Consider the following 24,342-nt stretch of genomic DNA (forward strand, 5'->3'; position numbering starts at 1 on the left):
CAATGATTTCGCGCGTAAACTGCCATGAGGGAATGCAAATGAAGCTGTCGACCAAGGGTCGTTATGCGATGGTGGCTCTTTCCGATATCGCCCTTCAGCCCTCGGACGGGCTGGTGACGCTCAGCGAGATTTCAGCACGGCAAGACATTTCTCTGCCTTACCTCGAGCAGTTATTCGTCAAGCTACGCAGGGCCGAGCTTGTGTCTTCGGTTCGGGGACCGGGCGGGGGTTATCGCCTTGCCCGCCCAGCGTCCGAAATTCGCGTTGTTGAGATTCTGGCCGCCGTAGATGAAACGGTCGATGCTTTGCAAAAGGGCGCTGGCGCAACCGGAGCTTTGTCCGGCAGCCGGGCGCAATCCCTAACCAATCGTCTATGGGAGGGCCTGAGCGCCCATGTGTATGTGTTCTTGCATCAAACGCGCCTTTCGGACGTGATCAAGAATGACCTCGCACCTTGTCCGGCCGTGCCCAGCCTTTTTGCAGTTGTGGACGAATAGGATGGCATTTGCTGAAACGAATTTCTGCGCTTTGAAAAGGTGAATCCGTGAGTCGTATTTACCTGGATCACAATGCCACCACACCTCTGCGTCCAGAGGCTCGCGAGGCGATGATCTCCGCCATGGAGATTTGCGGCAACCCGTCCTCGGTCCACGCTGAAGGGCGCGCAGCCAAGACGCTGGTCGAGCGCGCAAGAGCACAGATTGCGGCTGCTTTTGGGGCCGAAGGGGCTGATATCGTGTTTACTTCGGGTTCGACCGAAGGGGCTGCGCTGACACTAGAGGGGCGGGGCCTGCATGGGGCTGCGATCGAACATGATGCGGTCCGCGCGTGGACAGTGGAAGATTTGAGCGTGTCGAAAGAAGGTATGGTTGCGGTTTCAGCGCCGGACCAATCGACGCTGCAATACGCGAATTCCGAGACAGGGATCGTTCAATCATTGCCGGCAGGGTTGGCGGTGACCGATGCGACTCAGGCGTTTGGAAAATTACCGATCGCGTTCAACTGGCTGGACACGCAGATGGCGCTGGTCTCGGCGCACAAACTTGGTGGTTCAAAGGGTATCGGCGCGGTTGTGATGAGGCGCGGCACGGATTTGTCCGCCCGGATCAAGGGTGGCGGTCAGGAAATGGGACGGCGCTCCGGGACGGAAAATGTTATTGGAATCGCGGGGTTCGGGGCCGCAGCTGAAGCGGCAGCGCGCGATCTGGCCAATGGCGTTTGGGAGCAGGTCAAAGAATTTAGAAATATTCTAGAAAAGGCCCTTGAGGCCGGTTCTAAATCTACTATTTTTGTCGGGAAAGATCAGGAACGCCTGCCGAACACCCTGTGCTTCGCCACCCCCGGTTGGAAGGGTGAGACGCAGGTCATGCAGATGGATTTGGCTGGATTTGCAATCAGCGCAGGTTCGGCCTGTTCCAGCGGCAAGGTGCGCGCAAGTGCGGTGCTGACCGCGATGGGATTTGACGAGGTAACAGCTGCCAGCGCAATTCGCGTTTCGCTGGGGCCTTCGACAACGGAAGAAGATGTGCTGCGTTTCGCTGAAACGTGGCTTGAAAAAGAGAAAAAGCATCGCGCGCGAGCCGCGTGATCAGACGGAGGGTGTCTTATGGCCGCTTTGGACCAGACCCAGGTAAAAGAGGGTGTCGATCAGGAAACCGTGGATGCGGTACGCGAGGTTGGAACCTATAAATATGGCTGGGAAACCGATATTGAGATGGAATACGCGCCCAAGGGCGTGAACCCTGATATCGTCCGCCTGATCTCGGAAAAGAACGAAGAGCCAGAGTGGATGACCGAATGGCGTCTGGCCGCGTTCGAGCGCTGGACTCAGATGGATGAGCCGAACTGGGCGATGGTCAGCTATCCCAAGATCGACTTTCAGGACCAGTATTACTATGCCCGTCCCAAGTCGATGGAGGAAAAGCCCAAGTCCTTGGACGAGGTCGACCCCAAGCTGCTGGCTACATACGAAAAGCTCGGCATCCCACTGAAAGAACAGATGATTCTGGCAGGTGTAGAAGGTGCCGAGGATGCCCCGGCTGAGGGTCGCAAGGTTGCCGTGGACGCGGTGTTCGACTCGGTTTCTGTTGGAACCACGTTTCAGAAAGAGCTGAAACAAGCCGGCGTTATTTTCTGTTCGATCTCTGAGGCGATCCGCGAGCATCCCGAATTGGTCAAGAAGTATTTGGGGTCGGTTGTTCCGGTCTCGGACAACTTTTATGCCACTCTGAACTCAGCCGTGTTCTCGGATGGCTCGTTCGTTTATATCCCGCCGGGCGTGCGCTGCCCGATGGAACTGAGCACCTATTTCCGTATCAACGCGGAGAACACAGGTCAGTTTGAACGTACGCTGATCATCGCCGATAAGGGCTCGTACGTGTCCTATCTGGAAGGCTGCACCGCACCCCAGCGCGATACCGCACAGCTGCACGCGGCTGTGGTCGAGATCATCATCGAAGAAGACGCTGAGGTGAAATACTCGACCGTTCAGAACTGGTTCCCCGGTGATGAGAATGGCAAGGGTGGCATCTATAACTTTGTAACCAAACGCGCCGACTGCCGGGGCGATCGGGCCAAGGTGATGTGGACACAGGTTGAAACCGGCTCGGCCGTAACATGGAAATACCCGTCGTGCATCTTGCGCGGCGAGGAAAGCCAGGGCGAGTTCTATTCGATCGCGATTGCCAACAACTATCAGCAGGCCGATACCGGCACGAAGATGGTTCATCTGGGCAAGAACACCAAGTCGCGCATCGTGTCTAAGGGTATCAGCGCGGGTAAGGCGCAGAACACCTATCGCGGTCTGGTCTCGATGCATCCAAAGGCCAAGGACAGCCGCAATTATACCCAGTGTGACAGCTTGCTGATCGGCGACAAATGCGGGGCGCATACGGTGCCTTACATCGAGGTCAAGAACAACTCGTCCCGTGTGGAGCATGAGGCGACGACATCCAAGGTGGATGACGATCAACTGTTCTACTGCCGTCAGCGCGGCATGGACGAGGAAGAGGCCGTGGCGCTGGTTGTCAACGGGTTCTGCAAGGACGTGCTGCAGGCGCTGCCGATGGAGTTTGCCATGGAAGCGCAGCAGCTTGTCGCGATCAGCCTTGAGGGTTCGGTCGGCTAAAGCCGCATCATTTCGAAATTCACAAAATATCGGGGCCGCGCGGTCCCTTGCGCTACGCAAAAGGGTAAAAAATGCTGGAAATCAAAAACCTGCACGTGAAACTTGAGGAAGAAGAAAAGCAAATCCTCAAAGGTGTCGATCTGACCGTCGAGGCTGGCAAGGTGCACGCGATCATGGGGCCGAATGGCTCGGGCAAGTCGACGCTTAGCTATGTGCTTTCTGGGCGCGACGGGTATGAAGTGACCGATGGGTCGGCGACTCTGGACGGCGAAGATCTGCTGGAGATGGAACCGGAAGAGCGCGCCGCCGCTGGTGTCTTTCTGGCGTTCCAATACCCGGTCGAAATTCCGGGCGTGGGCAACATGACCTTCCTGCGCACCGCCGTGAACGCCCAGCGCAAGGCGCGCGGCGAGGATGAGCTGTCGGCGGCTGACTTCCTGAAAGAAGTCCGCGCCAAGGCCAAGTCCCTGAAGATCGACGCAGACATGCTGAAACGCCCTGTCAATGTTGGCTTCTCGGGCGGTGAGAAAAAGCGCAACGAGATCCTGCAAATGGCGATGCTCGAACCCAAGATGTGCATCTTGGACGAAACCGACTCGGGTCTGGATGTGGACGCGATGAAGCTGGTGGCCGAGGGTGTGAACGCGCTGCGCGACGAAGGACGTGGGTTTCTGGTGATCACGCACTATCAGCGTTTGTTGGATCACATCAAACCGGATGTTGTGCACATCATGGCGGACGGCAAGATCGTCAAAACCGGTGGCCCCGATCTGGCGCTGGAAGTTGAAAACAACGGTTACGCAGACATTCTGGCCGAGGTGAACTGATGGCGTTGCCCGAAGTGAAACAAACCGCAACCGAGGCGCGGCTGGCCAATCTGGTCATGCCCGACGCCGGTTGCACTCGAGCCGCGCGCGAAGACGCGCTGGCCCGTGTGCTGGAAATGGGTCTGCCCGGTCGCCGGGATGAGTATTGGAAATACACCCGCCCGGATACGCTGGTCGCGCCCGAGGCCCCTCGGGCCGCGCTGTTCGATCCGGATGAGGCAATGTTGTTCGCCGATCTGGACCGTTTGAAAATCGTGTTCGTCGATGGCGTGTTCAGCCCTGAGGAATCCGATGATTTGACGCTGGAAGGTGTCACTATCGATCGGATCGAGGACATTTGCTTCAAGGATATTCATTGGGCGAAAGAGCTGTACGGCGTGCTGGAAGCGCGGGGTCAATCGCCTGTGCAGCGCCCTCTGGCGGCGTTGAACACGGCTTTCGCGGCGGATGGGATCGCGATCCATGTCTCGGGCAAACCGTCCAAGCCGATCAGCTTTATCTATCGCCATGCCTCGGAAACCTCGGACGCGATGCTGCACCATATCATCCGCGTCGAAAGCGGTGCCGAGGTGACGATCCTTGAAAACGGCCCGGCGGCTTCGCGTTTCAACAAATGCATGGAGATCGACATTGCCGATGGCGGTGTGTTGCATCACGTGCGGGCGCAAGGCCGCGACCACGAGCGTCGTGCCGCGACCCACATGTTCACGCGTCTGGGGCAGGAATCGGTCTACAAATCCTTCACCCTGACCGTGAATGGCGTGCTGACGCGCAACGAACAGGTGGTCGAGCTGACCGGAGACGATGCGGTGGCCCATGTTGCCGGTGCCTGCGTTGGTGACGGCGATTTCCATCACGACGATACCGTCTTCATCACTCATGACGCTGTGAATTGTGAAAGCCGTCAGGTGTTCAAAAAGGTGCTGCGTAACGGCGCGACCGGCGTATTCCAGGGCAAGATCCTTGTGAAGGAGGGCGCGCAAAAGACCGATGGTTATCAGATCAGCCAGTCTCTGCTGCTGGACGATGACAGTCAGTTCCTCGCCAAGCCTGAGCTTGAGATCTATGCCGATGATGTCGCCTGTTCTCATGGTTCGACCTCGGGCGCGATTGATGAAACAGCGTTGTTCTATCTGCGCTCGCGCGGGGTTCCGACCAAAGAGGCGACCAACATGCTGACGCTGGCGTTTCTGGCGGAGGCCGTGGACGAGATCGAGGACGAAGCCCTGTCGCAGGCCATTGTCGATCGCCTTGAAGGCTGGATGTCGCGGCACAGCTAATGCCGGTAACGTCGGATATAGTGGCCACGTATCGGGGGCCGGGGCGTGTTGTGCGCCGGCTTCTGGATCTGGGACAGCGCGAAGATCGGGCTTTGGTCTTTGTGATGGCGTTTTGTGTGGTGGCGTTCATCGCACAACTACCCAGTTTGTCCCGCCGTGCGCATCTTGAAGGTCTTGAGTTGAACATGCTTATGGGCGGTGCGCTATTGGGCACTGTTATCATCCTGCCGCTGTTTTTCTACGCATTGGCCTTTGTGTCTTACGGCGCGGCACGGCTGGTCGGAGGCAAAGGATCAGCCTATGGCGCCCGTGTGGCGCTGTTCTGGGCGCTTTTGTCGTCGACACCTTTGGTGTTGCTGAATGGCCTTGTGGCAGGCTTTATCGGGCCGAGTCCGGCATTGACGGGTGTTGGATTGATCTGGTTTGTGGTCTTTCTGTGGTTCTGGCTCTCGGGCCTCAGACAGGCGCAGAGGGTGTCGCAATGACAGTTCAGTCCTTACTAAACCTAGCTGTTCTAACAGTGACCAAACCTTCTGATGCCGCGCGGCGATTGCTGGCTTTGCAGCCGGGGCGCGAGGTTCTTTGGCTGGCATTTTTTCTGGCTATCGTGATGAACAGCTTGGGCCAGGTTGGTATCCAGCAGCTTGTTCCGGTGCCGCCAGGTGAAATCGCCTTACCACCCGAACCTATTGTTCTGGGTTTGCTGAGGTCGGCCGGGGCAATGATGTTCAGTATCGTTGCGTTTCTTGTGATCGGACGCTTTCTGGGCGGGGTGGCAACGTTCAACGACTTCATGATCCTAATGGTCTGGTTGCAGTTCCTTCAGGTTGCAGCGCTGGTCTTAACGTTGGTGATCTCGCTTGCAGTCCCGTTTCTACTGGTGATGTTTGTTGTGGCGACTTTGATAATCAGCCTTTACGTCACACTGCATTTCATCAATGAAGCGCATAAGTTCGGTTCGATCTTAAAATCCTTTGGGGTCATCGTGTTGTCTGCACTGGTTGCAGTCCCATTTGTCCTCGTGTTGGTGCCCAGCGGCCCTGTCTAGGGAAGAAAATACCATGTATGACGTACATAAAATCCGTGCGGACTTTCCGATCTTGTCCCGAGAGGTGAACGGAAAGCCACTGACATATCTGGATAACGGAGCATCGGCGCAGAAGCCGCAGGTTGTGATTGATGCAGTCACACGCGCCTATGCCGAGGAATATTCCAACGTACACCGTGGACTGCACTATCTGTCCAATCTGGCGACCGAGAAATACGAATCCGTGCGCGGCACCATTGCGCGCTTTCTGGGCGCGGCGGATGAGGATGAGATCGTTCTGAACTCGGGTACGACCGAGGGCATCAATCTGGTCGCTTATGGTTGGGCGATGCCGCGTCTGGAGGCCGGGGATGAGATCGTGCTTTCCGTGATGGAACACCACGCCAACATCGTCCCTTGGCATTTTCTTCGGGAACGACAGGGCGTTGTCCTGAAATGGGTTGATGTGGATTCCGACGGAGGGCTGGACCCTCAGGCGGTCCTCGACGCCATTGGCCCCAAGACCAAGCTGGTCGCCGTCACTCAGTGTTCGAATGTTTTGGGCACTGTGGTTGATGTAAAGGCGATCACCCAAGGCGCGCATGCCAAGGGTGTCCCGGTTCTGGTCGATGGCAGCCAGGGTTCAGTACATATGCCGGTCAATGTTCAGGACATCGGTTGTGACTTTTACGCGATCACTGGGCACAAGCTATATGGCCCATCCGGGTCTGGTGCGATCTACATAAAGTCCGAACGTATGGCTGAGATGCGTCCCTTTATCGGGGGCGGCGACATGATCAAAGAGGTCAGCAAGGATCAGGTGATCTATAATGATCCACCGATGAAATTCGAGGCCGGAACGCCGGGTATCGTGCAAACCATCGGGTTGGGCGTGGCGCTGGACTACATGATGGATTTGGGGATGGAGAACATCGCCTCCCATGAAGCGGGTATTCGTGATTACGCGATGGAGCGGCTGACGGGTCTCAACTGGTTGCAGGTTCAGGGCACCCGTGCTGACAAGGCCGCCATTTTTAGCTTTACGCTGGACGGGGCGGGGCACGCGCATGATGTTTCCACCATTCTGGACAAGAAAGGCGTCGCGGTGCGCGCTGGTCATCATTGCGCCGGTCCGTTGATGGATTTCTACGGCGTAACTGCCACCTGCCGGGCGAGCTTTGGCCTCTATAACACCAAAGATGAGGTCGACACATTGATCGACGCGCTGGAATTGGCGCATGATCTGTTTGCGTGAAACCTGACTGATCCGGGCAGATTTGCAGTTGCACCCGGATCGGAACAAGGTTAGCTAACAGCCAAGGCACCTGTAGCTCAGCTGGATAGAGCGCTGCCCTCCGAAGGCAGAGGCCAGAGGTTCGAATCCTCTCAGGTGCGCCATTATCAAAAAACACCATTGAAAACGTTAAGTTTTTCGACCTGTTTGGAAACTAATTTCTACCAGTTTCCCATTTCCACCAGAAACGAGCGCTCTTTTGTTCACGTCCTTGGTGTAGTCTTCGATTTCTTTCAGGCTGTCGTGGCCGGTCCAAGCCCCGATCTGATGCGGGGTCCAGCCAGCGTAAACAAGAGATATGGCGCGGGACTTTCGTAAGCCGTGGGCAGTCCTGTCATCGGGTAGACCTGCCGTTGATGCGGCGGCGCTTATGAACTGAGATAGCGCTTTCTGGCTTCTCGGGCGTCCGTTGCGGGTCGTGATCCAAATCATGTCCTTGCCGATGCAGTCGAGAAACATTTTCTGATCGGCTTCAAGGGCAGCTGGGGGCAGGGCCGTGATCGGGACAACCGCGGTCCCGCCGGTCTTTTGCTGGACGAATTCCAGTATCCCGCCTTCGACTTTCTGCCACCCAAGGGTGCGGGCGTCGACACATCTTGCCCCGGTCCAGAAAACAACCTCCATCGCCTGCCGTTCCGGGGTTCCGATGGCCCAGTGCTTGCGAAACTTCTTGATGTCGTCGGCAGTCCAAGGCTGATGGGGTTTCGCCTCATACTTCGCGATCACAGCATCCCGCGCCGGGTTCGTCTCGATCGCGCCTTGTTCTTTCGTGTACTCCAGGAGCGCGCGCCAGATTGTCCTGCGGGGGCGGGCCGCGCCTGCTGAGACCTTTGCCAGATCCTTGTTGATGTGGTGGGTGCGCAAGTCGGCGATCTTTCCAACGCCGTAGGCTTCGCTCATCTGATCGAGAATGCGCCGCCAGACGGCTTGTGTGCTTGGTGCGCGGCTTTCAAACGACTTTGACGCCTTGAAGGCTTCGATAGCAGCTGCAATCGTTCCGGCTTTAGCGCGCACTTTCTTTTCGGGTTCGGTGTTCCCGGCGGCTAGATATGCCTCAAGAAACCTTGGGTCATTCTCTGGGAGATTCGGCAGAGGGATCAAAGAACCACCAACGCGGCGATAGACATAAACGCTGCCATTCGGCTTGGTTATCCGCTTGATACCCCTCAATCGAACACCGCGTCGCACGTGTTTTCCTGCCCCTCTTTGCCGTCATAGGGCAGTGAATCGGCATAGGCGTCAAGGTCGGTGCGATCGTACAACTTGTTTCCACCGTCGACTTTACAGGGCAGATCGAGGCCGCGCAGCTTGGACGGAGATACGCCCAGATAGTGCGCGGCTGCCTTTGCCTGCATCAGTCGTGGCGGAAACTGAAAGCTCATTTTGCCTTCGTCTTTCCAGACTTGAGCGTCAGCCCGAGCTTTTTTGCGTCCTTGTAAATGGTGGCGGGGTCAACGCAGAGCTGGCGGCCGATATCGCTTGCCGTAAGACCTCTGGCGACATGTTCGCGGACCTTGGCTCTGCGGATCGCTATCTCACCCATTTTGGTGATCTGGCCTGAGTCGGGTGTCACCGTAGCCGTGCGGATAAGGTGCTCGCCGCGCCAGTCTTGTGGGTTGGCGGTCATCATTCCACTCCTGTGCTGGCCTGCAGGGTGATTAGATCGGAATGCGTCCACCAATCCGATCTCTTTAGCGGTGTTGCAGTAAGGCTTTCCCAGCGTATGAGTAGCAGTCCTTCGCCCTCTCGTTTCGCGTGTTCAGACATATCAAGGACTGTGCCGCTGCGCAGTTTTCCCATGAGCCCTTCGCGTTCCGTACCTTCGTAAACCCAAGCATGTTCAAGATTGGTCGTAACTCTATCACCCACGCTCCAACCCATCCTACTCCCCTCCTGTGTTGGCTAGGGTGGCGCGGATACGGCGAGCGCTATCGATTGCTGCGTCATATCCCGCGTGCCATTCCTTTTCGGCAGGTATGCTCTCCAAGACACCATCGGGCAGTTCATTGGACTTTGACTGATCCGCAATCGAAGTGATTGCATCTAGTGCTCTATCTAATTGTGCGCGGAGGGCTGCGATGGTGTCGGCGGTGGCAGGGCGCAACTGGTCCACCCAACGCTCGCACCGATCCCATGTTTGGTCTATGGCTGCGAAATCGCCTGACCTAACGGCCTTCCGGTGCGCCTCAAAGTCCCGCAGCATAGTTTGCGCGCGGGCAGGGGATACGAAGGGCTCGGTCAGCTTGTCGGTGTCAGTCATTTGTTTCCCCTCCCGAACAGGCGAGACGGGATGTTCCAGACGTCCTCGACAAAGACCCAGGCGCGGGTGAGGCCCATGTCGACAACCCACATCGGCATTGAATTGTGGACCTCGATTACCTCGAACCCGTCTTCCCGCATGCCTTCGACTTGACTCTCTGGGATGCGACAGTCCCATTCGTGCTGCTTTCCGCGAACTACGACCTCATAGTGCATGGGGGTTCTCCTGTTTGTTATCCACGGATCGCTGAAATAAGGATTGCTAGGCAAATCATCCCGATCCAGCCGAAAGGGGTCATGATTATCAAAACCAGCGCGTCTCCTAGGGTCATCTACTCGCCCTCCTGAGCCAAGGAACGCAGGGCGGCGCGTATGTTGCGCCCGGCCTCATCGTCCTGTTCATGCGTTGCATTCGGTCCTGACAGCGCTAAAGAGGCGGCGTTGACGGTCTTTTCGTCTGTGCTGTTTTCTAAGACGTGGTGAACAATGCGAAGCGCTTGCCGTAAGTCTGCTTTGTTCAGATTCCCCCGCGCCGCCTCTGCTACCGGGTCGCTCTGTGCGCCGGGGGCTGGGGGAGATGGCCGTAGTGTAAAAGGGTCGAATGTCTCGGTTCCCGGGACAATGGCAACTGCTCCTTTGCCGACGTATTCCATGAAGTCTCCCGCAAAAACCGGGTCTGATGGCGTGTCGTCCAAATCGGTTGACCCAAGTTCGAAGTCGCCATCTTCATCGCGGTATACGTTTATATAGCCCAATACTGGACCCATACCCCGCCATCCGCCCTGCACCTTCCGCAGTTCGTCGTCATACTGGCCAATGGTCATGGCGTCGGTGTTGCCGACAACGGGCGCGGGGGTGAGGGCTGAGAGAATGCGGCGTTCGTAGTCGGCTTGAGCGGCGGCTTTGGCTTCGGATTCTGTCTTGGCCCAATTTGGTTTCGTAGGTTTTTCTTCTTCCAGCCACCATGACCAACCTCCTCGGATACTTGAGGAAGAACACGCGACGTACTTCATGCCCGGTAAAGGTCGCGCCCAATCGACAATTCCTTTGTCCCAAACGAGAGGCTTCACCGTCACCGCAGCGGGGGGCAGAGGGGTGTGCATCAGGCGTTCGCGAAGTATTCCAAGGTCAGCAACCGACTGGTCATAGTCTTGGTAGAACTCTCCGCTTTCAATCGTGCGGAAAACGTCCTGCGGTGTTCGTTCTAGTTCGCTCATTGTGCGTCTCCCTTGAGGGTTTCGAGGTCGCGGGCCGCGTCTTGCAGTCTGTCCCATGCTCTAAAGACTTCGGTGTACTCATCGACGGTCTCGGCCGCTTCCTCAGATGCTTGATAAGCGTCAATCATTTTGACCATTAAAGCCGACGCGGAGCGCCACTTCGTAAGCTTCGCCTCCAACTCCTGAACACGGGCTGAGAGGGCGCGGAGCATGTTATCAGCCTCGCCTATCATTTCCTCGCATCGGTTGGGGTAATCCACGGCGTTCAAGTTCTCCGCTTCAATCAACCAACGCTCGACCGCTTCCTTGCTGATGTCCGTCATGCGTTAGACCCTTTCGAAAATGAGTTTTCCTGATTGAGTTTTCCCGCACTTTCGCCATCCAGCGACCAAAAAGCAGTATCCGGGATTGCGGCTCCGCACACACGACGGATCGACGTAGGTGTAATGCCTGCGACAAGACCAGACCGCATCAGCGATAGAGCAAGCCTGTCGGATAAGCTCGGACGATAGGACTTGGCTTTCATTCCGGAAGAATGCGCAGTTGATACCGTGTTCTCCGCTGTCACTAATGAAGTTTCGCCAAACAAATCCGGCGTCTCCTGCGGCTGTTCGAAGAACGATTTTTTCTCCCGGCCCCGCAAACAGGCTGCGCACGCGCCCGTCTTTGTACTGATAGGCGCTATAGTGTCGCTCGTACAACGCAAGGAGTGTGCGGTCTCCGTCCTTGCTGAGATACCAAAAGGGTCCGTCATACTCTCTCTCCTTAATGACCCGCGCCGCTGCCCATGCGACCGGGCCCGCTCTTTCACAGGGTTCCATGTTGTCTCCGGCTTACGTGCAGGCCCATGCACTGGACGGGGGCGATAAAGATGCGGGCCGGGGTGGTCATGCGAAGAACTCCTCAACCACCTTGATCCGGTCGAAGATGTACTGGCCGCTGTTTTTCGCCCACGAGTTGCCAAGCGCCTTGTATCGGTGGCCATCAGGGCATTTCTCGGGCGGTTTTCCGCGCCACGAGATCTCGGTCCATCCGTCTGGAAATCCCATCAGTCTTTCGCATTCAGTGGGCGTCAGACGGCGCACGGCCCATGGTTGATCCTGGATGTAGTCGCCGCCTTGGTTCCCTCCGACCGGACCGCCGGCCATTAGGGGCTGGGATACTTCGACAGGGCGAGCCTTGTAGTCCTTGCCACTGTTCTGGGGCATGATTGACCAAGCCACGGCAGCATGTCCGCCGGCGTTCTGATGGCTGCGGTGATGGCCCATCGATCGCTGGGGTGGGTGGTGTTCGCCAGTTCCAACAGGACGTCGGCATGGCATGGCTGATCTGGCTTGCACCAACATGCGAGACTTCGGCCGCGTAAGGTGTGCAACTGCTCTTTCACTTGGTCCAGCGTTGCAGATTGTTCCGCATATGACGGGCAGGGCGGAGTTGTCATGTCGATCAGTCCACCCAATAAGCGGCGATACTTGCTCACGCACTCGGCTGCATCACCGTGCTCACCGACTTTAAACGGATTGCCCCACGGACCGGGTCGAGCAACGACCGTTGTGTTGTCCGGCTTCTTCCAGCCTTTGGCGCGTTTGAGTTGGATGCGCCTAGGGTGGTCAGCCCACTCGATCTTCGTTTGTGCGGTCATCCGTCTCTCCTGTTTCCGCCGCTCAGATGATTTCGCCGTCGGGGATGACGATGATCCCGCGGGACAGCAAAAGGGCGTGGGTTTCGGTAAGGGCGTGAAGAAGCCGCAATTCGTAGGCTTGGCGGTAATGGGCTTCGATGTAGTCCCGCTTGCCTTTATCGACGCCATCAAGGATCTGGTGACAGCGGGCGCAGCCAAAGGCGACGGCCAAGTCTGTAACCTTTGTGCCGATGCCTTTCCCCCAGACGGGTAGGTGACAGCCCACAACGGTATCAGCAGGCGCGCATCGTTCTCCGACCATTCCAGCGAGTTTGAGAGTGCAAGGCGCACCGTTGGCGGCCGACATGATGGCGTCGGATCTAATTTTCGGCAGCATATGAGGGTTGTGGTGCATCATGGCCGACCGCCTAACCCGCAGTATCCGCGCCGCTCCATCTTCACACCGTAGCGTTCCGGGGCCTTCGACACGTTGGCGACGGCTTTCTTGTGGAACAGCTTGGCTTCTCGGCCTTTACCTTCATCTTGCGCCAAAGCGGCTTGTTCACGTTGAACTGCGGCCTGAAAGCTCGGCTCTGATGCGTCTGGCGGTAACTGACGGTACAGCGCGCATTCAGGCCCCATGCAGTTCTTTTTCAGGTCCGGGCCTTCTAGTCCAAAGCAGCGGGCAAGGGGGCAGAGTTTGTCGGTAATCATAGCGTCCCTCAAAACGGAAAGTGGTCGAATTCGTTGTTTTTTGGACGCTTCGCCGTCATCAAACGAATGACCAATGGGATTGCCTGCTGTGTCTCCATGATGAGATCGCCACGTTTGTCGCGTTCATTTTCGACCACGTTTTGCAGTCGTCTGATCTCATCGTGGGCGCGATCTAGGCGCTGCAAGGCGTCCGTTCCCAAGTTTTCAGCAACGATACGTTTGCGATTGGCCTCCAAAATCGCGGTTTGTAGTTCGGCTATTTCCGCCTTCATTTCGGCTTTAGACGGTTTGCTCATCCATCCGCCCCCGCATTCACTGCTAATTGTTGTTTGAACCCGGCCAGCCAGTGCGCCTTGTCCACCATCTGATCATCGCCATACGGGCAATCCGCTGCGGTCCCTCCGTTGTTGGCGGCTGTAACGCCCTCGGCGAACGACATCTCAGACGGATCAATGGGCGGCTCATCGACGTGTTCGTCCTCTGGCGGGAGGATTTCGCCGTCAATGGGCTGACCGGGTTCCTGCTCGGGCGGTTCTGCCGCCTCGTTGTGTTGCTGCAAACGCTGGGCGAGATTTGGTTTCGCCTCGGGGGTAACGTCGCGGATCGGCTCGGGCTGATCCTGTTCCGTCATGATCCGGTCCATGTCCTCTGTCGACATGGGCAGGCGCTTGCACAGATTGCGGATGACCGTTTTCAAGGCCATCTGATCGTACCACTTTTCCCAAATTCCCGTGGGCTTGTCGCCTTTTTGGTTGGCGCTGGCCTTGCGGCGCTTCTCGATCTCGACACGGGACATCGGCTGAAACTCGACGGTCCCGTCTGTGAGCTTGGCGACGGCATAAGCGCCACGGATTTCACCTCCGCGCTCCATAGCGTCCAAACGGCTACCGTCCGCGTTAACGTGGTTCCACTTGCGTTCGCCGTCCTCAACCCAGACCTCTAGGGTTTCGCCGGCATAGACGACTTCGGCCCAGAGGGACGCGACCTTGCCCGTGTTGCGGGCGACCTTGACCAAGCCGGACACCATGGGCATGGCCTGCGCTTCGCCTCGGAACGGAACAATGGCGGCTTCTCGTCCATCAGGGACCAAACCAGCCCCGGCCAATGTGCGCACGGCCTTGAACACTGACGCAGGATTGCAGTTCAGAATACCGGGGTTGTCGGTAACAGCCACGACCGCCGCATTCTTGAACGCCTTGAACGGGACGCTTTCGGGCAGGGCCAGTTCGCCAGCGGTTTGTAGGCGGTCTAGGTCTTGTTTGAACCCGACAACGGGGTGGACTTGGCTTTGGGGGGCGGGTGCGTTCATGCTGCATCCTCCAATGATTTGAGGTGAAAGAAGACACGGCGACATGCGTTGACATCGACCAAAGCGTCATGTGCACCGTCCAAATCCTCATCAAAGAAATGCCTTATGCATTCTTCCAGTTTGGGAGACTTGGGCTTGTTAATACCTGCGGCAATCATCCGTTCCGTCGGCGGTAGGTCTACGATGGGCGCGGCCGCTTCCATCGTGCAGTACTCAGGGAGTTGTAAGACGGTTTCGTGACCGGCACGGGCGCAGGCCGTTGCCATGATCGCCGCGTCAAATTTGATGTTGTGGGCAACTGCTAGTTCGCTACGCGAGGCCAAGAAGTTGAATAGGCCAGCGGCCGTTTCGGGCTTCACGCCAAGCTGCGCCGCCTTATGATTGTCGATCCCATGCACGGATGACGCCTGTTCCGGAATCTTGATCGGGCAATCCACGATCACCGATACCTGCGAAACAATTGATCCGTCATCCTCACAAAGCTGCATCGCCAACTGGACAAGATGCGGCTGATCGGGATGGTCGACGGGAAGTCGGTAGTTGTAAAAACCCGTGGTTTCAGTGTCGTAGAAAAGGATCATTGTAGCCTCATACGCTTGGCATTAAGCCGTTTGCCTGCATGTCAGACAGGCGCTCGGTCATTCTCGGGGGGAATTCGTAGTTGAAGATTTCAAACCCAGCGCCGGGCCAGTCGCCGGTATCAAGGCCGTGTTTGATCTTGTCCAAACCGTCACGGATCAACACCCGCGCCCAATAAAGTGTGTCCGTATGGATGTTCACGGGGATCACGTCATAGGGCTCCGAGGTCTGACAGAACACCAAAGCGCAGTTCTCAGCGGTTGTGCCAAAGACATGTTCCGCGCCCATGACGGCCAAGGCCATCTGCAGGGTGTAGCCAAAGTCAGTGATCGACCGCTGAACGGACAACCGAAGGTCTTTGCCTTTAGGCGCAAAGGTCTTGAGATCGCCGAAATCATGGTTGTTTGACGGGATGCAATCAGGACGGCTTTTCAGCCAAAGCCCGGTCAGCTCATCCTGCCAGATCATTGAAATTTCGATCAGATCGGATTTAAGAACTTCCACGGCCAGCGGATTAGCGTTCAGGTTTTCCGCCATGTAGAAAATCTTCTGAACCTGTTCCTCTTTCAGCATCAGGCGGCCAGCGGCTTTAGCGTCGAAGTCTTCCCAAAAGGCCGCGCCGTCCTTTGCCGCGTCAGACCAGAAGCCGTTTTTCTCAAATGCCGCGATCTGAGTTTTGGTCGGTTTCTTGGGCGCATCCTTGGGGACGTAGACGAAATGCTCGTCAAAGATTTCATCACCCAGGATCAGCGAGTGCGCGGCTTTACCGAGTATCAGGCTATCGCTTTCCTCTTTCTTGGGGTAGCGGTTCGGATTGCCGTCAAACGTCTTCCAGAACGCGTGTGGGCTTTCCAGAGCGGCTTTCCTGATCCCTGTCGAGGACACAGACGGGCCGGGGCAAACCTCTTGGCTATGATACCAACTCATGCTCATCCGGTACGCGCCGGGTTCCGTCACTTGCTGGCCGTCTGCGATATCGGTGATGGGTAGGGTCATGGCGTGTTGCTCAGGATGCCTTGTGATAGGCGTCGTAAACTTCGTCGCTGTACTGCCAATTCTCATCGTACCCGTGGGATGCAGGATCTACGTTTCCGTTGCAGACTTTGAAGGCAAATTCAGTGAACGATTTCTTCTGCTTGTCGCTTTGCTCACCCCATCTTGGCGCAATGTTTTCCTCGGTCACTTTGCCGCCTAGCAGGGAATACGATCCGCAGTTTGATCCAATGTCTTCGTCGGCGTATTCGACCTGAAATTTTACGGTTGGGTTGCGCGCTGAAAGCGTTTCAATCAGGCCGCGAGGATGTGACCAAGCCGTTTGAAACTGGAACTCGCTTTCGTCGTCAGCAAAGCCGTCGTCAGGCTGATCGTAGGCATTCCACTTGGTACCCCAGTTGTCATTCGCCCAGTCGTACCAGTACAAGTAGCCGCATTCTGTATGGTTCGATATCGCGCGAATTATTGCTGGGATATCTTCGGGCTTCGCTGGTGTGGTTGCATCCCGCAGCGCGTTCGAAAGAGAAAGCCGCGCAAGTATGTTTTCAGGGTCTTTGGTGGGGTCTTCAAGCAAGCCCAACGCCATTTGCGCGCGGCTGATGATGCCTGTGTGGGGCTCGAATCCCTCAAGGCAATTGGGCATTTGGCCTATCACGTTGAAATCTACCTTGCGGTTGTCGTTCAGGAATGTCGCCCGAACATCAGCGAGACTTGCACCGCCCAAATCCGTAATTCTCAGCTTCGTTGTGACGTGGTTTGGCATTGTTCATTCCATTGTTTTGTGTGTAGAAAAAAGGCGGGCAGTCTATCTTTGGGGGATGGAACCGCCCGCCAGTTGAGGCGCGGGGGAGAACAGTGAAATCCCCCGCACGAGGCAATCAAAACGGCCAGTTCGCCCAAAACAGGATGACGAGACCGAAAACGATGGTGAGTTTGCAGGCCCATTCTTCGCCCTGTAGAAACCGCAAGACGGGATTAAGTTGGTCCGTCATCATCTGCGGCTCGTTCAGGCGTTCAAAGTGCCTGCCGAAATCTTGAGAACGGCCCTCGGGGGAGGAGGAACGAGGGCCGTTCTCTGTTGCGCGCCGGTACTCGTTACAACGATCATCAACAACGGGGCGCGCGGGGTCCGACCGGAAAGGTTCGTAGTGAGTGGCGGCTTTGGAGCCGTTGGTCCGGTCGGGGTTAATGGGCCAGTCCAAGACTTCGATGTTCTCGTATTCGGCGCGGAAATCGCCTTGGGAAAACTCGTGATCCGGGGCTTGCGGGATGTACTTGGTCATTTGCCTGACCTCGCGTTTAGGGCAGCTTTGCCGGGAAAAAGAAAGATGAGACACACGCCTGTCGTGGCGATGATGGCAAGAAGGGCGGTCATTCCGTCACCTCAACAGGCTTACCGTTACGCAGCTCATACCAAGTGTCAGGTTTGATGCCGTTTTGCCCAACAACTCCTGCCCACGCTGCGATACGCTCGTAGGCGTCGTTGAACTCAGAAAGCGCTATCATGCAGCCTGTTTCGCCTTTGACCCTTCCATTGGGCCCAGATGCCATAGCTGCGCCCTGATCACCTGTGGCTGACGCTGCGCCCCAATTACCTGTGGCTGACGCTGCGCCCCGATCACCTGTGGCTGACGCTGCGCCCCGATCACCTGTGGCTGACGCTGCGCCCCAATCACCTGTGGCTGACGCTGCGCCCTGATAACCTGTGGCTGACGCTGCGCCCTGATCACCTGTGGCTGACGCTGCGCCCCAATTACCTGTGGCTGACGCTGCGCCCCGATCACCTGTGGCTGACGCTGCGCCCCGATCACCTGTGGCTGACGCTGCGCCCCAATCACCTGTGGCTGACGCTGCGCCCTGATAACCTGTGGCTGACGCTGCGCCCTGATAACCTGTGGCTGACGCTGCGCCCTGATCTTTCTTTACCGTGCTACCCTTGACCCATTTAGCCGCGTCAAAAACGTGCTTAACGGCGGCTTCTATCAACTCGCCAAGGTGCAGTTCCGCCTTGATTTCAATACGCGCCGCAGCCAGCTTGGTGTCGCTGCCTTGCTCTCTGTCAGTTTCGCCCGACATCTCAACAAGCGCATATTTGGACCGGCTCGGTTCGTAATATGCGAAGGTGTCAAGCGGATGTGTGCAGGCATGAAATCCTGCACCGCAAACCTCTACTTCGCCTTCATGCTCATAGGTTTTCCCAACCTCAAATTGAAAGCCACGGCACGTCCAATCTGCGTTGAAGCCTTTGTATGCGATTGTTTTTGTCATACCTGCGCCTCCTTCCATTCGTCGTAGCGATCATCAGCGCCGTATTCCGCTTCTTGATCGTCGCCGTCCTTGTCCATGTTGTCGGCGCACCCAAAGCAGACGTTGGGGCCGAACAGATTGAAAACGGCTTCTTCGAACTCAGGCTGGAAATGGCCGCGCATATGGTCATCACGGTCCAACTCATCGCCACAGCAGCCACAAACGAAGGTCTGGGGGATGATCCCACGCTGAACCTGTGCCGCTTCGATGATCTTGCTGATTTGCATCGTCGTTCCTCCGTTTCGTTGAGAAACAGATAAGACAAAAAATTTGTCAATGCAAGGCCAAAAAGACAAAAAGTTTGTCATCAACTCAAATTGAGACAAAATAAGATAGCCGCCAAATTAACGCCTCAATTGCGCTAATCATTCTCTAGGCTCATTTCGGAGGGGTATAAAATGGATAAAATAGAAATGCTGCGCAAAGGTGCGCAGCAAAGTGGTTTTACAATAGATTTTTTAGAGTGGTTAACTCAGGGTCTGGACTGCCAAGCTCTGCGCAGGGTCATCGGCAACGCATCGTCTATGCCCTCGTACATGAAATCCAGTGACAACCCATATGTCTTTCGGAGGGCGATAGCACCGTCCAAAGAAAGGCGGTAGTCGCCGCTTTCCCAATTGTTAAGAGTTGCACGTTTGACGCCTATTTTCTTTGCGTAGGCGTTCTGGGTAAGGCCCTCTAGGTCTCTGTGCCATCGAAGGCGGGCGGCAATATCGCCGAAAGGTTTGTCGCTCGTTTCCATGTAGGACATGGTACTTTGACAAGAAATTTTGCTACAGGTCCCTTCTCTTGTCTTGAGAAAGGACAAATAATTTGTCATAACGGCGGCATGACACAAATCACCGCTTCTGAAATCATTGATAAGCTCGGGGAGCAGCGGCTCATTGATGAGCTTGGCTTCACCGAAAGAAATCTGAGACACATCCGGCGTCAAGGGCGGTTTCCGGGTGGTTGGTATTCGCCATTGAAAACCTTGTGCGAGAGTCATGGTGTTTTCTGTCCCTTGTCTGCTTTCGTATGGAAGTCTGTTGACAAAAAAAATGGCAACGCTTCTCCGAAATACAAGTCCGGAAACGAGAATTCCGTACCGCCTCACGACAAACACCTTGGCGCGGCTGAATAGATACCGACCACCCCGATGCCCCTTGGCGTCGGGTTTTTTCATGACGACGGCCACGGGGTCGAGCCGTCACAATCCGGCCCCTCATTTTCGAAAGGTCATCAAATGTCTGATGGAACGCAGAAGATTTCTGTAAACGGCGACGAACTGCTGCAAAAGCACAATGAATGGACGAAGGGCGAAGGGTCTGACGCGTCCAATTCGGGAACACGGCGGCAGGCCATCGGTGCGTATGCCGAGAAATGCGGCCTTGAAACTAAAGCTCTGTCTCAATTCCGGTCCGGGCTGAAAATCAAGAACGAGGGCAAGCGCAAGGACTGGCTGCGGTCGATGCAGATGCTTTTGCCCGTGGCCGAGCGTGAGATTTTCGACAACGACCCGGATCTGCCGTTGGACAACCCGAACGAGGATGCCCAACAGGCAGCGGCGAATGAAGCCAATGCCATCGCGGAAGAACACGGGGCAGGCGACGACGACCCGGTCGATTTCAACGCCGCTGTTGACGCCAACATGGGCGACGACGGCAACATCACACCTTTTGGTGGGGGTGCAGCGTGACGGTTCTGGTCAAAGCTTTTGGTCCGTTCAAGGTATCGCCCGCTGCAGAGGCTCATATTGGCCGCCTGATGAAAGATCGGGCGGTTGCTGAGGGCCATAAGCCGCGCCTTCCCCAAGATAAGGTTTGGAACGCGCAGTCATGAAAGTCCGCCCTGTCAGCGTCCGTGGTGACATCGTGATCGTACCCCTAACCCGGGGGTACGAGACCATTGTAGACATCGGAGATCGGCAACTGGTCGAAGGTAAGAATTGGTGCGCCGTTACACGCGGCTCAAAGATTTACGCTGGCAGAAGCGTCTGGGTGCCGGAAGAAAAAACCAATCGGCTGGAGTTGATGCATCGTGTTCTTCTGAGTGAACCGGCCCTTGGAGTGGATCACAGAGACGGCAACGGCCTCAATAATCGCAGGAAGAATCTTCGGCTGGCGGACAAGTCACAAAACGCCCGCAACAGCGGTGCCCACGCCGACAACTCGACCGGTTTCAAAGGGGTCACGTTCAGCAAGCAGCGTGGAAACTGGCGGGCTGCGATCTGCATCCGGGGTAAACGCAAACATCTTGGTGTTTTTGACAGTCCAAAGGAAGCACACGCCGCATATGTCACGGCTTGTCGCAATCTTCATGGCAAATTTGCGAGGCCCGAGTAATGAAAATACTCACCTTGGACCTCGCAACGAAAACCGGGATCACCGTGGGCCGTCCCGGCGAAAAACCCAAATGCTGGTCCATCAGCCTTGGTGATGCCCCCTTTGTTCGTGGAGGCATGTCCCAGGCTGACAAGTTCAAGCTTGAAAGCAGGCGATTGAGCAAATCCCTCTCCATGACGCAGGGTTTGATTGAGACCTATCAGCCGGATTTGATGGCAGTCGAGGCTGCCATCGGGGGGAAGAACGCGAATTCGTTCTTGATCAAGCTCTTTGGATGCGTTCAGGGCTGCGCGGCCAATCGGGGGATAAATTTGATCCCTGTCTACCCCGCTACTGTTCGTCGCCACTTCATGGGCAAGGCTAAAACGTCCCGAGATTTTCCCCACCTGAAACCCGCAAAGGCCAAGTTGGCGATCAAGGAAGAGATTGCCGCGCGGTGCCGTTTGCTGGGGTGGGATGTGCCCGATCTGGATGCGGCCGACGCAGCGGCAACATGGGATTGGGCGTGCGCAACACAGGTCCGCGGCTTTCAGGCGAAGCCAACGGGCGAACTTTTTTCGAACATACGAGGTGTGAAATGAGCAGGGGCGATCCGATTAGCTGCATGATCGAGGGCGCGGGGATAACTCATCTCACCGACCCTGAAACGGAAGCCGAGTTGTTGTTCTACCTCATTGATGCCGTAGATCAGATTCGCCCCTCAGTGATCTTCAAGATTGCTATCGAAACAGACGGGCCGAAGCAGTTTTTACAATGCTTAAAGCTCTGCCGAATGGCCGCAGCCTTCCCCGAAAAAGCAGAAGCCTTTGCCGGTGATGCAGTGGACACGTTCTTGCCCGGTCAGGAAGATCGGGCAGACAGACTGTACGGAACCATTCTATCAGCTGTGCGGGACGCAGTATCGCCAGATCCTGATTGGGTCGCCGCGCGCCAGACCATTCTCGCTTTGGGAGGGCCCGCGAAATGAGCCTTCCATACTTCCCGATGTATCCTGCCGACTTCGAGGCAAAAACATCACATCTCACGATAGCTGAGGACGGGGCATATAACCGGCTTTTGCGCATCTGCTGGATGACACCCGGATGCTCGATACCGGCAGATGAGGACTGGATCATGCGCCGGGTTCGGGCTCACTCTGACGAAGAAAAGGAAGCTGTCCGGGGCGTCTTGAGCGAGTTCTTTGAGGCCAAAGGTGGGCGTTATAGCAATGCTAGGCTGACGAAAGAATTCTGCGCCGCAAATGAAGCGCACGAAAAAAGGAAAAGTGCCGGTTCTAAGGGCGGTCGAACTAAAGCACTGAAAACAAACAAAACGACTTCTAGCAATGCTGTAGCAAAGCCCAAGCAACCAGAACCAGAACCAGAACCAGATAAAAAGAAAGAACCTAACGGTTCTTTACAAAAAAAAGGTTGTCGATTGCCTGCCGACTGGGTGCTCCCAAAGACCTTGGGTGAATGGGCGCTCGAACAGGGGCTCAGCCGAGAAGACATCAGGCGGGAAGCCGAGACATTCCGAGATTATTGGATCGGCGTTCCCGGTCAGAAGGGCGTCAAGCTGGATTGGAATGCCACTTGGCGGAATTGGATTCGAAAACGCCTCAAGGATGAACCCAGTCGGTCAGGCATGGCGGGTTCAGGCAATTTCTGGTTCGGCAATGAGGTCCACACATGATCGACATCGACGCATTCGAGGAACGGGCAGCAATCATGGAATTCGATGGTGGCTTGTCTCGGTTCAAGGCGGAAACCCTTGCGGCAGAGGCCCAAGGCGCAAAGCGGCACGAGGTGATGAATGAAATCCGAAAGCGAAATTCTCAGGGACAACGGAATCGAGGTCAGGCGATGGACAGGCAACAACGCACGGACGGTGTGCCCGGAATGCAGCGGAACCCGAAAGAAGAAACGAGACCCGTGCCTGAGCGTCACACGGAAGCCTGACGGCGTCCAATGGCACTGCTGGCACTGCGATTTTCAAGGAGGCGAGTTTTTCGATGACACAGGACGTGATGGAATGGCTCAGAAGCGTTCGCAAACTGGACGCAGAGCTTTTGACCGAAATGCAGGTACGGGCCACCGATCATCCTTCGCTGGGTCAGGTCGCGATGTTTCCGTATCTGGTCAGCGGCGAATTCAAGGCGGCGAAGTTCCGAACCATCGACAAGAAGTTTCTCAGCACCAAGGGCGTGAGCCGGGGGCTCTACAACGCCGACGTGCTTTCACAGGATCAGGACAAGCCGGTCGTGATTACCGAGGGCGAGATTGACTGTTTGTCGGTGATGCAGGCCGGTCATCTGCGGGCAGTGTCATTGCCGGACGGATGGACCGAACAGGGGAACAAAACGGAAGATCTGGCGGCCGCAGAGGATCTACTGCGGGCGTCACCGTGGGTGATTGTGGCCGGTGACAGCGATAAGGCTGGGGAAAGCCTTCCGCGGGCGGTGGCGAACATTCTGGCCGGTCATGACGTGCGATACGCCAAGTGGCCGGAGGACTGCAAAGACCCGAACAACGTCCTGATGAAGTACGGGGAAGGGGAGCTGTCCCGCTGTCTGGTTGAGGCGGTGCGGATTGATCCCCCAGGCGGCACAATTTCTGGCTTCTCGGATGTTCCTCCAATGTCAGAACAGCGCATTTTGCGGGTCAACAAGCACCCGTTCGACAAGGTCATCGCATTGGAGTTGGGCGAGGTATCCGTTTGGACTGGCCTTCCCGGATGTGGAAAATCCACCCTGATCACTTGGGTTGCTGATGAGGTGTCGCGCAGCGAGGGCGTCAGGATCGGCAGTATCGGGTTTGAAACCCATACGCACCGCATCAGGGATCAACTGAGCCGTAACCTCACCAAATTGCCGTGGGTTGACCTGACGCCGGATCAGCAAGCCATTCTGCTTAAGGATTTGGATGAGCGTTGGAGGTTGGTTCATCCGTCAGACGAAAGCGAAAACCACCTCGGGTGGCTGGAAAACATGGTCAAGGTTCTGGCCTTGCGGGATGGATGCAAGCTGATCGTGGTCGATCCGTGGAATGAACTGGAACACCTGCCCCAACCGGGCGAGAACATGACGCACTACATCAATTTCGCGCTCAGGTTCATTCGGAAGCTGGCGAAGCGCCTGGAAATACATATCGCAATCGTCGCGCACCCGAAAAAGATATATTCGCAGGGCAAGATACCGCCCCCAACGGGCTATGACATCGCGGATAGCGCTGCGTTCTTCAACAAACCCGGCCTTGGGATCACGGTCCATCCGGAAGGGAACCACGATTTCAGAGTTCATATCATCAATTGGAAAACACGCGACGCTCTGCTCTACGGCACCCGCAAATCAAGAATAGAGGTCGATTTTGCCGAGGTCTTCGGACGATATCAGGCAATTGATGAGGTGTCGGCGCGCGACCAGCAGGCGGAGATTGCATTCTGATGAAAGCATACGCTGACTTCAGCCAAATCCCCTTGCTTCGATA

35 protein-coding genes, 1 tRNA gene and 1 pseudogene are annotated in these 24,342 nt (G+C 56.3%); 16 read left to right on the forward strand and 21 right to left on the reverse strand.

The features are described 5' to 3' along the window. The first annotated feature begins 38 nt into the window (after positions 1 to 38). The 9 genes from iscR to ACR3EG_RS10385 all read left to right on the forward strand — a co-directional run bounded on the left by iscR (position 39) and on the right by ACR3EG_RS10385 (position 7,659). Entirely contained in the window at positions 39 to 497 is a 459-nt protein-coding gene (gene iscR / locus ACR3EG_RS10345) for a Fe-S cluster assembly transcriptional regulator IscR (RefSeq protein WP_480495444.1), read from the forward strand. A gap of 47 nt (positions 498 to 544) precedes the next feature. After that, entirely contained in the window at positions 545 to 1,588 is a 1,044-nt protein-coding gene (locus ACR3EG_RS10350; RefSeq protein WP_480495446.1) for a cysteine desulfurase family protein, read from the forward strand. Between the two features lie 18 nt (positions 1,589 to 1,606). Next, complete coding sequence (gene sufB, locus ACR3EG_RS10355; protein ID WP_480495448.1) at positions 1,607 to 3,127, forward strand: Fe-S cluster assembly protein SufB; 1,521 nt, start codon at positions 1,607 to 1,609, stop codon at positions 3,125 to 3,127. A gap of 71 nt (positions 3,128 to 3,198) precedes the next feature. Further along, positions 3,199 to 3,954 (forward strand): Fe-S cluster assembly ATPase SufC, encoded by a 756-nt coding sequence (sufC, locus tag ACR3EG_RS10360; RefSeq protein ID WP_170553354.1) that lies wholly within the window; start codon positions 3,199 to 3,201, stop codon positions 3,952 to 3,954. Then, the gene (gene sufD, locus ACR3EG_RS10365; RefSeq protein WP_209197253.1) at positions 3,954 to 5,234 is read left to right on the forward strand and encodes a Fe-S cluster assembly protein SufD; all 1,281 of its coding nucleotides are present in this window, start codon (positions 3,954 to 3,956) and stop codon (positions 5,232 to 5,234) included. The genes sufC and sufD overlap by 1 nt, the downstream gene beginning before the upstream one ends. Beyond that, positions 5,234 to 5,719, forward strand: a complete 486-nt coding sequence (locus ACR3EG_RS10370) for a YIP1 family protein (RefSeq protein ID WP_480495451.1) — start codon at positions 5,234 to 5,236, stop codon at positions 5,717 to 5,719. Before sufD ends, ACR3EG_RS10370 begins: the two co-directional genes overlap by 1 nt. Then, positions 5,716 to 6,282 (forward strand): YIP1 family protein, encoded by a 567-nt coding sequence (locus ACR3EG_RS10375; protein ID WP_480495453.1) that lies wholly within the window; start codon positions 5,716 to 5,718, stop codon positions 6,280 to 6,282. Before ACR3EG_RS10370 ends, ACR3EG_RS10375 begins: the two co-directional genes overlap by 4 nt. A 13-nt stretch (positions 6,283 to 6,295) precedes the next feature. Further along, a complete protein-coding gene (locus ACR3EG_RS10380) occupies positions 6,296 to 7,516 on the forward strand; it encodes a cysteine desulfurase (protein ID WP_480495455.1) in 1,221 nt (406 codons plus the stop codon). 66 nt (positions 7,517 to 7,582) lie between these two features. Further along, a tRNA-Arg gene (locus ACR3EG_RS10385) sits at positions 7,583 to 7,659 on the forward strand. Positions 7,660 to 7,684: 25 nt separating this feature from the next. Here ACR3EG_RS10385 and ACR3EG_RS10390 read toward each other — a convergent pair. From ACR3EG_RS10390 to ACR3EG_RS10490, 21 genes and pseudogenes are all read right to left on the reverse strand, one after another. Further along, positions 7,685 to 8,743 carry a site-specific integrase gene (locus ACR3EG_RS10390; protein WP_480495457.1) on the reverse strand — a complete coding sequence of 353 codons (1,059 nt, stop codon included), beginning with the start codon at positions 8,741 to 8,743 and terminating at the stop codon, positions 7,685 to 7,687. Beyond that, positions 8,722 to 8,937, reverse strand: a complete 216-nt coding sequence (locus tag ACR3EG_RS10395) for a DNA-binding protein (RefSeq protein ID WP_480495459.1) — start codon at positions 8,935 to 8,937, stop codon at positions 8,722 to 8,724. Before ACR3EG_RS10395 ends, ACR3EG_RS10390 begins: the two co-directional genes overlap by 22 nt. Beyond that, positions 8,934 to 9,182, reverse strand: a complete 249-nt coding sequence (locus ACR3EG_RS10400; protein WP_480495460.1) for a hypothetical protein — start codon at positions 9,180 to 9,182, stop codon at positions 8,934 to 8,936. The genes ACR3EG_RS10395 and ACR3EG_RS10400 overlap by 4 nt, the downstream gene beginning before the upstream one ends. A 255-nt stretch (positions 9,183 to 9,437) precedes the next feature. Then, positions 9,438 to 9,815: a hypothetical protein gene (locus ACR3EG_RS10405; protein WP_480495462.1), complete on the reverse strand. Its 378-nt coding sequence runs from the start codon at positions 9,813 to 9,815 to the stop codon at positions 9,438 to 9,440. Continuing rightward, a complete protein-coding gene (locus ACR3EG_RS10410) occupies positions 9,812 to 10,030 on the reverse strand; it encodes a hypothetical protein (RefSeq protein WP_480495463.1) in 219 nt (72 codons plus the stop codon). Before ACR3EG_RS10410 ends, ACR3EG_RS10405 begins: the two co-directional genes overlap by 4 nt. A gap of 116 nt (positions 10,031 to 10,146) precedes the next feature. Beyond that, positions 10,147 to 11,031, reverse strand: coding sequence for a hypothetical protein (locus ACR3EG_RS10415; RefSeq protein WP_480495465.1), 885 nt, complete (start codon positions 11,029 to 11,031; stop codon positions 10,147 to 10,149). Further along, on the reverse strand, positions 11,028 to 11,354 hold the full coding sequence (locus ACR3EG_RS10420) for a hypothetical protein (RefSeq protein ID WP_480495467.1): 327 nt from the start codon (positions 11,352 to 11,354) through the stop codon (positions 11,028 to 11,030). Before ACR3EG_RS10420 ends, ACR3EG_RS10415 begins: the two co-directional genes overlap by 4 nt. Continuing rightward, complete coding sequence (locus ACR3EG_RS10425) at positions 11,351 to 11,785, reverse strand: hypothetical protein (RefSeq protein ID WP_480495468.1); 435 nt, start codon at positions 11,783 to 11,785, stop codon at positions 11,351 to 11,353. The genes ACR3EG_RS10420 and ACR3EG_RS10425 overlap by 4 nt, the downstream gene beginning before the upstream one ends. A 133-nt stretch (positions 11,786 to 11,918) precedes the next feature. After that, complete coding sequence (locus tag ACR3EG_RS10430; RefSeq protein ID WP_480947280.1) at positions 11,919 to 12,299, reverse strand: DNA cytosine methyltransferase; 381 nt, start codon at positions 12,297 to 12,299, stop codon at positions 11,919 to 11,921. 89 nt (positions 12,300 to 12,388) lie between these two features. Beyond that, positions 12,389 to 12,673 (reverse strand): annotated as a pseudogene (locus tag ACR3EG_RS10435) (DUF4326 domain-containing protein); the annotation flags it as partial. A gap of 22 nt (positions 12,674 to 12,695) precedes the next feature. Then, positions 12,696 to 13,070 carry a nuclease domain-containing protein gene (locus tag ACR3EG_RS10440; RefSeq protein ID WP_480495472.1) on the reverse strand — a complete coding sequence of 125 codons (375 nt, stop codon included), beginning with the start codon at positions 13,068 to 13,070 and terminating at the stop codon, positions 12,696 to 12,698. Continuing rightward, positions 13,067 to 13,366, reverse strand: a complete 300-nt coding sequence (locus tag ACR3EG_RS10445) for a hypothetical protein (RefSeq protein WP_480495474.1) — start codon at positions 13,364 to 13,366, stop codon at positions 13,067 to 13,069. The genes ACR3EG_RS10440 and ACR3EG_RS10445 overlap by 4 nt, the downstream gene beginning before the upstream one ends. Before the next feature lie 8 nt (positions 13,367 to 13,374). Continuing rightward, positions 13,375 to 13,662, reverse strand: coding sequence for a hypothetical protein (locus ACR3EG_RS10450; RefSeq protein ID WP_480495476.1), 288 nt, complete (start codon positions 13,660 to 13,662; stop codon positions 13,375 to 13,377). Continuing rightward, positions 13,659 to 14,675, reverse strand: coding sequence for a recombinase RecT (locus ACR3EG_RS10455; protein ID WP_480495478.1), 1,017 nt, complete (start codon positions 14,673 to 14,675; stop codon positions 13,659 to 13,661). The genes ACR3EG_RS10450 and ACR3EG_RS10455 overlap by 4 nt, the downstream gene beginning before the upstream one ends. Next, a complete protein-coding gene (locus tag ACR3EG_RS10460) occupies positions 14,672 to 15,256 on the reverse strand; it encodes a 3'-5' exonuclease (protein ID WP_480495480.1) in 585 nt (194 codons plus the stop codon). Before ACR3EG_RS10460 ends, ACR3EG_RS10455 begins: the two co-directional genes overlap by 4 nt. Positions 15,257 to 15,263: 7 nt before the next feature. Then, positions 15,264 to 16,250 (reverse strand): PD-(D/E)XK nuclease-like domain-containing protein, encoded by a 987-nt coding sequence (locus ACR3EG_RS10465; RefSeq protein ID WP_480495482.1) that lies wholly within the window; start codon positions 16,248 to 16,250, stop codon positions 15,264 to 15,266. Positions 16,251 to 16,260: 10 nt separating this feature from the next. Then, positions 16,261 to 17,010, reverse strand: a complete 750-nt coding sequence (locus ACR3EG_RS10470) for a DUF1281 family ferredoxin-like fold protein (RefSeq protein ID WP_480495484.1) — start codon at positions 17,008 to 17,010, stop codon at positions 16,261 to 16,263. Positions 17,011 to 17,125: 115 nt separating this feature from the next. Continuing rightward, entirely contained in the window at positions 17,126 to 17,530 is a 405-nt protein-coding gene (locus tag ACR3EG_RS10475; protein ID WP_480495486.1) for a hypothetical protein, read from the reverse strand. An 88-nt stretch (positions 17,531 to 17,618) separates the two neighbouring features. After that, on the reverse strand, positions 17,619 to 18,515 hold the full coding sequence (locus ACR3EG_RS10480; protein ID WP_480495488.1) for a DUF7666 domain-containing protein: 897 nt from the start codon (positions 18,513 to 18,515) through the stop codon (positions 17,619 to 17,621). Continuing rightward, on the reverse strand, positions 18,512 to 18,781 hold the full coding sequence (locus tag ACR3EG_RS10485) for a hypothetical protein (RefSeq protein ID WP_480495490.1): 270 nt from the start codon (positions 18,779 to 18,781) through the stop codon (positions 18,512 to 18,514). Before ACR3EG_RS10485 ends, ACR3EG_RS10480 begins: the two co-directional genes overlap by 4 nt. Positions 18,782 to 19,026: 245 nt before the next feature. Next, positions 19,027 to 19,719 carry a helix-turn-helix transcriptional regulator gene (locus ACR3EG_RS10490; protein ID WP_480495491.1) on the reverse strand — a complete coding sequence of 231 codons (693 nt, stop codon included), beginning with the start codon at positions 19,717 to 19,719 and terminating at the stop codon, positions 19,027 to 19,029. 60 nt (positions 19,720 to 19,779) lie between these two features. Between ACR3EG_RS10490 and ACR3EG_RS10495 the strand changes: the two genes are divergently transcribed. The 7 genes from ACR3EG_RS10495 to ACR3EG_RS10525 all read left to right on the forward strand — a co-directional run bounded on the left by ACR3EG_RS10495 (position 19,780) and on the right by ACR3EG_RS10525 (position 24,299). Then, entirely contained in the window at positions 19,780 to 20,232 is a 453-nt protein-coding gene (locus ACR3EG_RS10495; protein WP_480495493.1) for a hypothetical protein, read from the forward strand. Between the two features lie 139 nt (positions 20,233 to 20,371). After that, positions 20,372 to 20,878 carry an HNH endonuclease gene (locus tag ACR3EG_RS10500; protein WP_480495495.1) on the forward strand — a complete coding sequence of 169 codons (507 nt, stop codon included), beginning with the start codon at positions 20,372 to 20,374 and terminating at the stop codon, positions 20,876 to 20,878. Beyond that, complete coding sequence (locus ACR3EG_RS10505) at positions 20,878 to 21,459, forward strand: hypothetical protein (protein WP_480495497.1); 582 nt, start codon at positions 20,878 to 20,880, stop codon at positions 21,457 to 21,459. The genes ACR3EG_RS10500 and ACR3EG_RS10505 overlap by 1 nt, the downstream gene beginning before the upstream one ends. Before the next feature lie 23 nt (positions 21,460 to 21,482). Next, complete coding sequence (locus ACR3EG_RS10510; protein ID WP_480495499.1) at positions 21,483 to 21,845, forward strand: hypothetical protein; 363 nt, start codon at positions 21,483 to 21,485, stop codon at positions 21,843 to 21,845. Then, complete coding sequence (locus ACR3EG_RS10515; RefSeq protein ID WP_480495501.1) at positions 21,842 to 22,549, forward strand: YdaU family protein; 708 nt, start codon at positions 21,842 to 21,844, stop codon at positions 22,547 to 22,549. The genes ACR3EG_RS10510 and ACR3EG_RS10515 overlap by 4 nt, the downstream gene beginning before the upstream one ends. Then, entirely contained in the window at positions 22,546 to 22,815 is a 270-nt protein-coding gene (locus ACR3EG_RS10520; protein ID WP_480495503.1) for a hypothetical protein, read from the forward strand. Before ACR3EG_RS10515 ends, ACR3EG_RS10520 begins: the two co-directional genes overlap by 4 nt. A 53-nt stretch (positions 22,816 to 22,868) precedes the next feature. Then, positions 22,869 to 24,299, forward strand: coding sequence for a toprim domain-containing protein (locus ACR3EG_RS10525; protein WP_480495504.1), 1,431 nt, complete (start codon positions 22,869 to 22,871; stop codon positions 24,297 to 24,299). Positions 24,300 to 24,342 lie beyond the last annotated feature (43 nt).

Source organism: Ruegeria sp. AM7, from assembly GCF_056535965.1.

Bases quoted from the DNA above. Each gene is read 5' to 3' on its own strand.
- sufC (WP_170553354.1), top strand. From the start codon at position 3,199: ATGCTGGAAATCAAAAACCTGCACGTGAAACTTGAGGAAGAAGAAAAG.
- ACR3EG_RS10455 (WP_480495478.1), bottom strand. From the start codon at position 14,675: ATGAACGCACCCGCCCCCCAAAGCCAAGTCCACCCCGTTGTCGGGTTC.
- ACR3EG_RS10460 (WP_480495480.1), bottom strand. From the start codon at position 15,256: ATGATCCTTTTCTACGACACTGAAACCACGGGTTTTTACAACTACCGA.
- ACR3EG_RS10430 (WP_480947280.1), bottom strand. From the start codon at position 12,299: ATGGGCCATCACCGCAGCCATCAGAACGCCGGCGGACATGCTGCCGTG.
- ACR3EG_RS10505 (WP_480495497.1), top strand. From the start codon at position 20,878: ATGAAAATACTCACCTTGGACCTCGCAACGAAAACCGGGATCACCGTG.
- ACR3EG_RS10400 (WP_480495460.1), bottom strand. From the start codon at position 9,182: ATGACCGCCAACCCACAAGACTGGCGCGGCGAGCACCTTATCCGCACG.
- ACR3EG_RS10490 (WP_480495491.1), bottom strand. From the start codon at position 19,719: ATGAAAAAACCCGACGCCAAGGGGCATCGGGGTGGTCGGTATCTATTC.
- sufB (WP_480495448.1), top strand. From the start codon at position 1,607: ATGGCCGCTTTGGACCAGACCCAGGTAAAAGAGGGTGTCGATCAGGAA.
- ACR3EG_RS10380 (WP_480495455.1), top strand. From the start codon at position 6,296: ATGTATGACGTACATAAAATCCGTGCGGACTTTCCGATCTTGTCCCGA.
- ACR3EG_RS10375 (WP_480495453.1), top strand. From the start codon at position 5,716: ATGACAGTTCAGTCCTTACTAAACCTAGCTGTTCTAACAGTGACCAAA.
- ACR3EG_RS10415 (WP_480495465.1), bottom strand. From the start codon at position 11,031: ATGAGCGAACTAGAACGAACACCGCAGGACGTTTTCCGCACGATTGAA.
- ACR3EG_RS10445 (WP_480495474.1), bottom strand. From the start codon at position 13,366: ATGATTACCGACAAACTCTGCCCCCTTGCCCGCTGCTTTGGACTAGAA.
- ACR3EG_RS10425 (WP_480495468.1), bottom strand. From the start codon at position 11,785: ATGACGGACCCTTTTGGTATCTCAGCAAGGACGGAGACCGCACACTCC.
- ACR3EG_RS10470 (WP_480495484.1), bottom strand. From the start codon at position 17,010: ATGCCAAACCACGTCACAACGAAGCTGAGAATTACGGATTTGGGCGGT.
- ACR3EG_RS10450 (WP_480495476.1), bottom strand. From the start codon at position 13,662: ATGAGCAAACCGTCTAAAGCCGAAATGAAGGCGGAAATAGCCGAACTA.
- ACR3EG_RS10500 (WP_480495495.1), top strand. From the start codon at position 20,372: ATGAAAGTCCGCCCTGTCAGCGTCCGTGGTGACATCGTGATCGTACCC.
- ACR3EG_RS10495 (WP_480495493.1), top strand. From the start codon at position 19,780: ATGTCTGATGGAACGCAGAAGATTTCTGTAAACGGCGACGAACTGCTG.
- ACR3EG_RS10440 (WP_480495472.1), bottom strand. From the start codon at position 13,070: ATGATGCACCACAACCCTCATATGCTGCCGAAAATTAGATCCGACGCC.
- ACR3EG_RS10465 (WP_480495482.1), bottom strand. From the start codon at position 16,250: ATGACCCTACCCATCACCGATATCGCAGACGGCCAGCAAGTGACGGAA.
- ACR3EG_RS10480 (WP_480495488.1), bottom strand. From the start codon at position 18,515: ATGACAAAAACAATCGCATACAAAGGCTTCAACGCAGATTGGACGTGC.
- ACR3EG_RS10410 (WP_480495463.1), bottom strand. From the start codon at position 10,030: ATGCACTATGAGGTCGTAGTTCGCGGAAAGCAGCACGAATGGGACTGT.
- ACR3EG_RS10510 (WP_480495499.1), top strand. From the start codon at position 21,483: ATGATCGAGGGCGCGGGGATAACTCATCTCACCGACCCTGAAACGGAA.
- ACR3EG_RS10520 (WP_480495503.1), top strand. From the start codon at position 22,546: ATGATCGACATCGACGCATTCGAGGAACGGGCAGCAATCATGGAATTC.
- iscR (WP_480495444.1), top strand. From the start codon at position 39: ATGAAGCTGTCGACCAAGGGTCGTTATGCGATGGTGGCTCTTTCCGAT.
- sufD (WP_209197253.1), top strand. From the start codon at position 3,954: ATGGCGTTGCCCGAAGTGAAACAAACCGCAACCGAGGCGCGGCTGGCC.
- ACR3EG_RS10475 (WP_480495486.1), bottom strand. From the start codon at position 17,530: ATGACCAAGTACATCCCGCAAGCCCCGGATCACGAGTTTTCCCAAGGC.
- ACR3EG_RS10525 (WP_480495504.1), top strand. From the start codon at position 22,869: ATGACACAGGACGTGATGGAATGGCTCAGAAGCGTTCGCAAACTGGAC.
- ACR3EG_RS10515 (WP_480495501.1), top strand. From the start codon at position 21,842: ATGAGCCTTCCATACTTCCCGATGTATCCTGCCGACTTCGAGGCAAAA.
- ACR3EG_RS10420 (WP_480495467.1), bottom strand. From the start codon at position 11,354: ATGACGGACATCAGCAAGGAAGCGGTCGAGCGTTGGTTGATTGAAGCG.
- ACR3EG_RS10370 (WP_480495451.1), top strand. From the start codon at position 5,234: ATGCCGGTAACGTCGGATATAGTGGCCACGTATCGGGGGCCGGGGCGT.
- ACR3EG_RS10405 (WP_480495462.1), bottom strand. From the start codon at position 9,815: ATGACTGACACCGACAAGCTGACCGAGCCCTTCGTATCCCCTGCCCGC.
- ACR3EG_RS10395 (WP_480495459.1), bottom strand. From the start codon at position 8,937: ATGAGCTTTCAGTTTCCGCCACGACTGATGCAGGCAAAGGCAGCCGCG.
- ACR3EG_RS10485 (WP_480495490.1), bottom strand. From the start codon at position 18,781: ATGCAAATCAGCAAGATCATCGAAGCGGCACAGGTTCAGCGTGGGATC.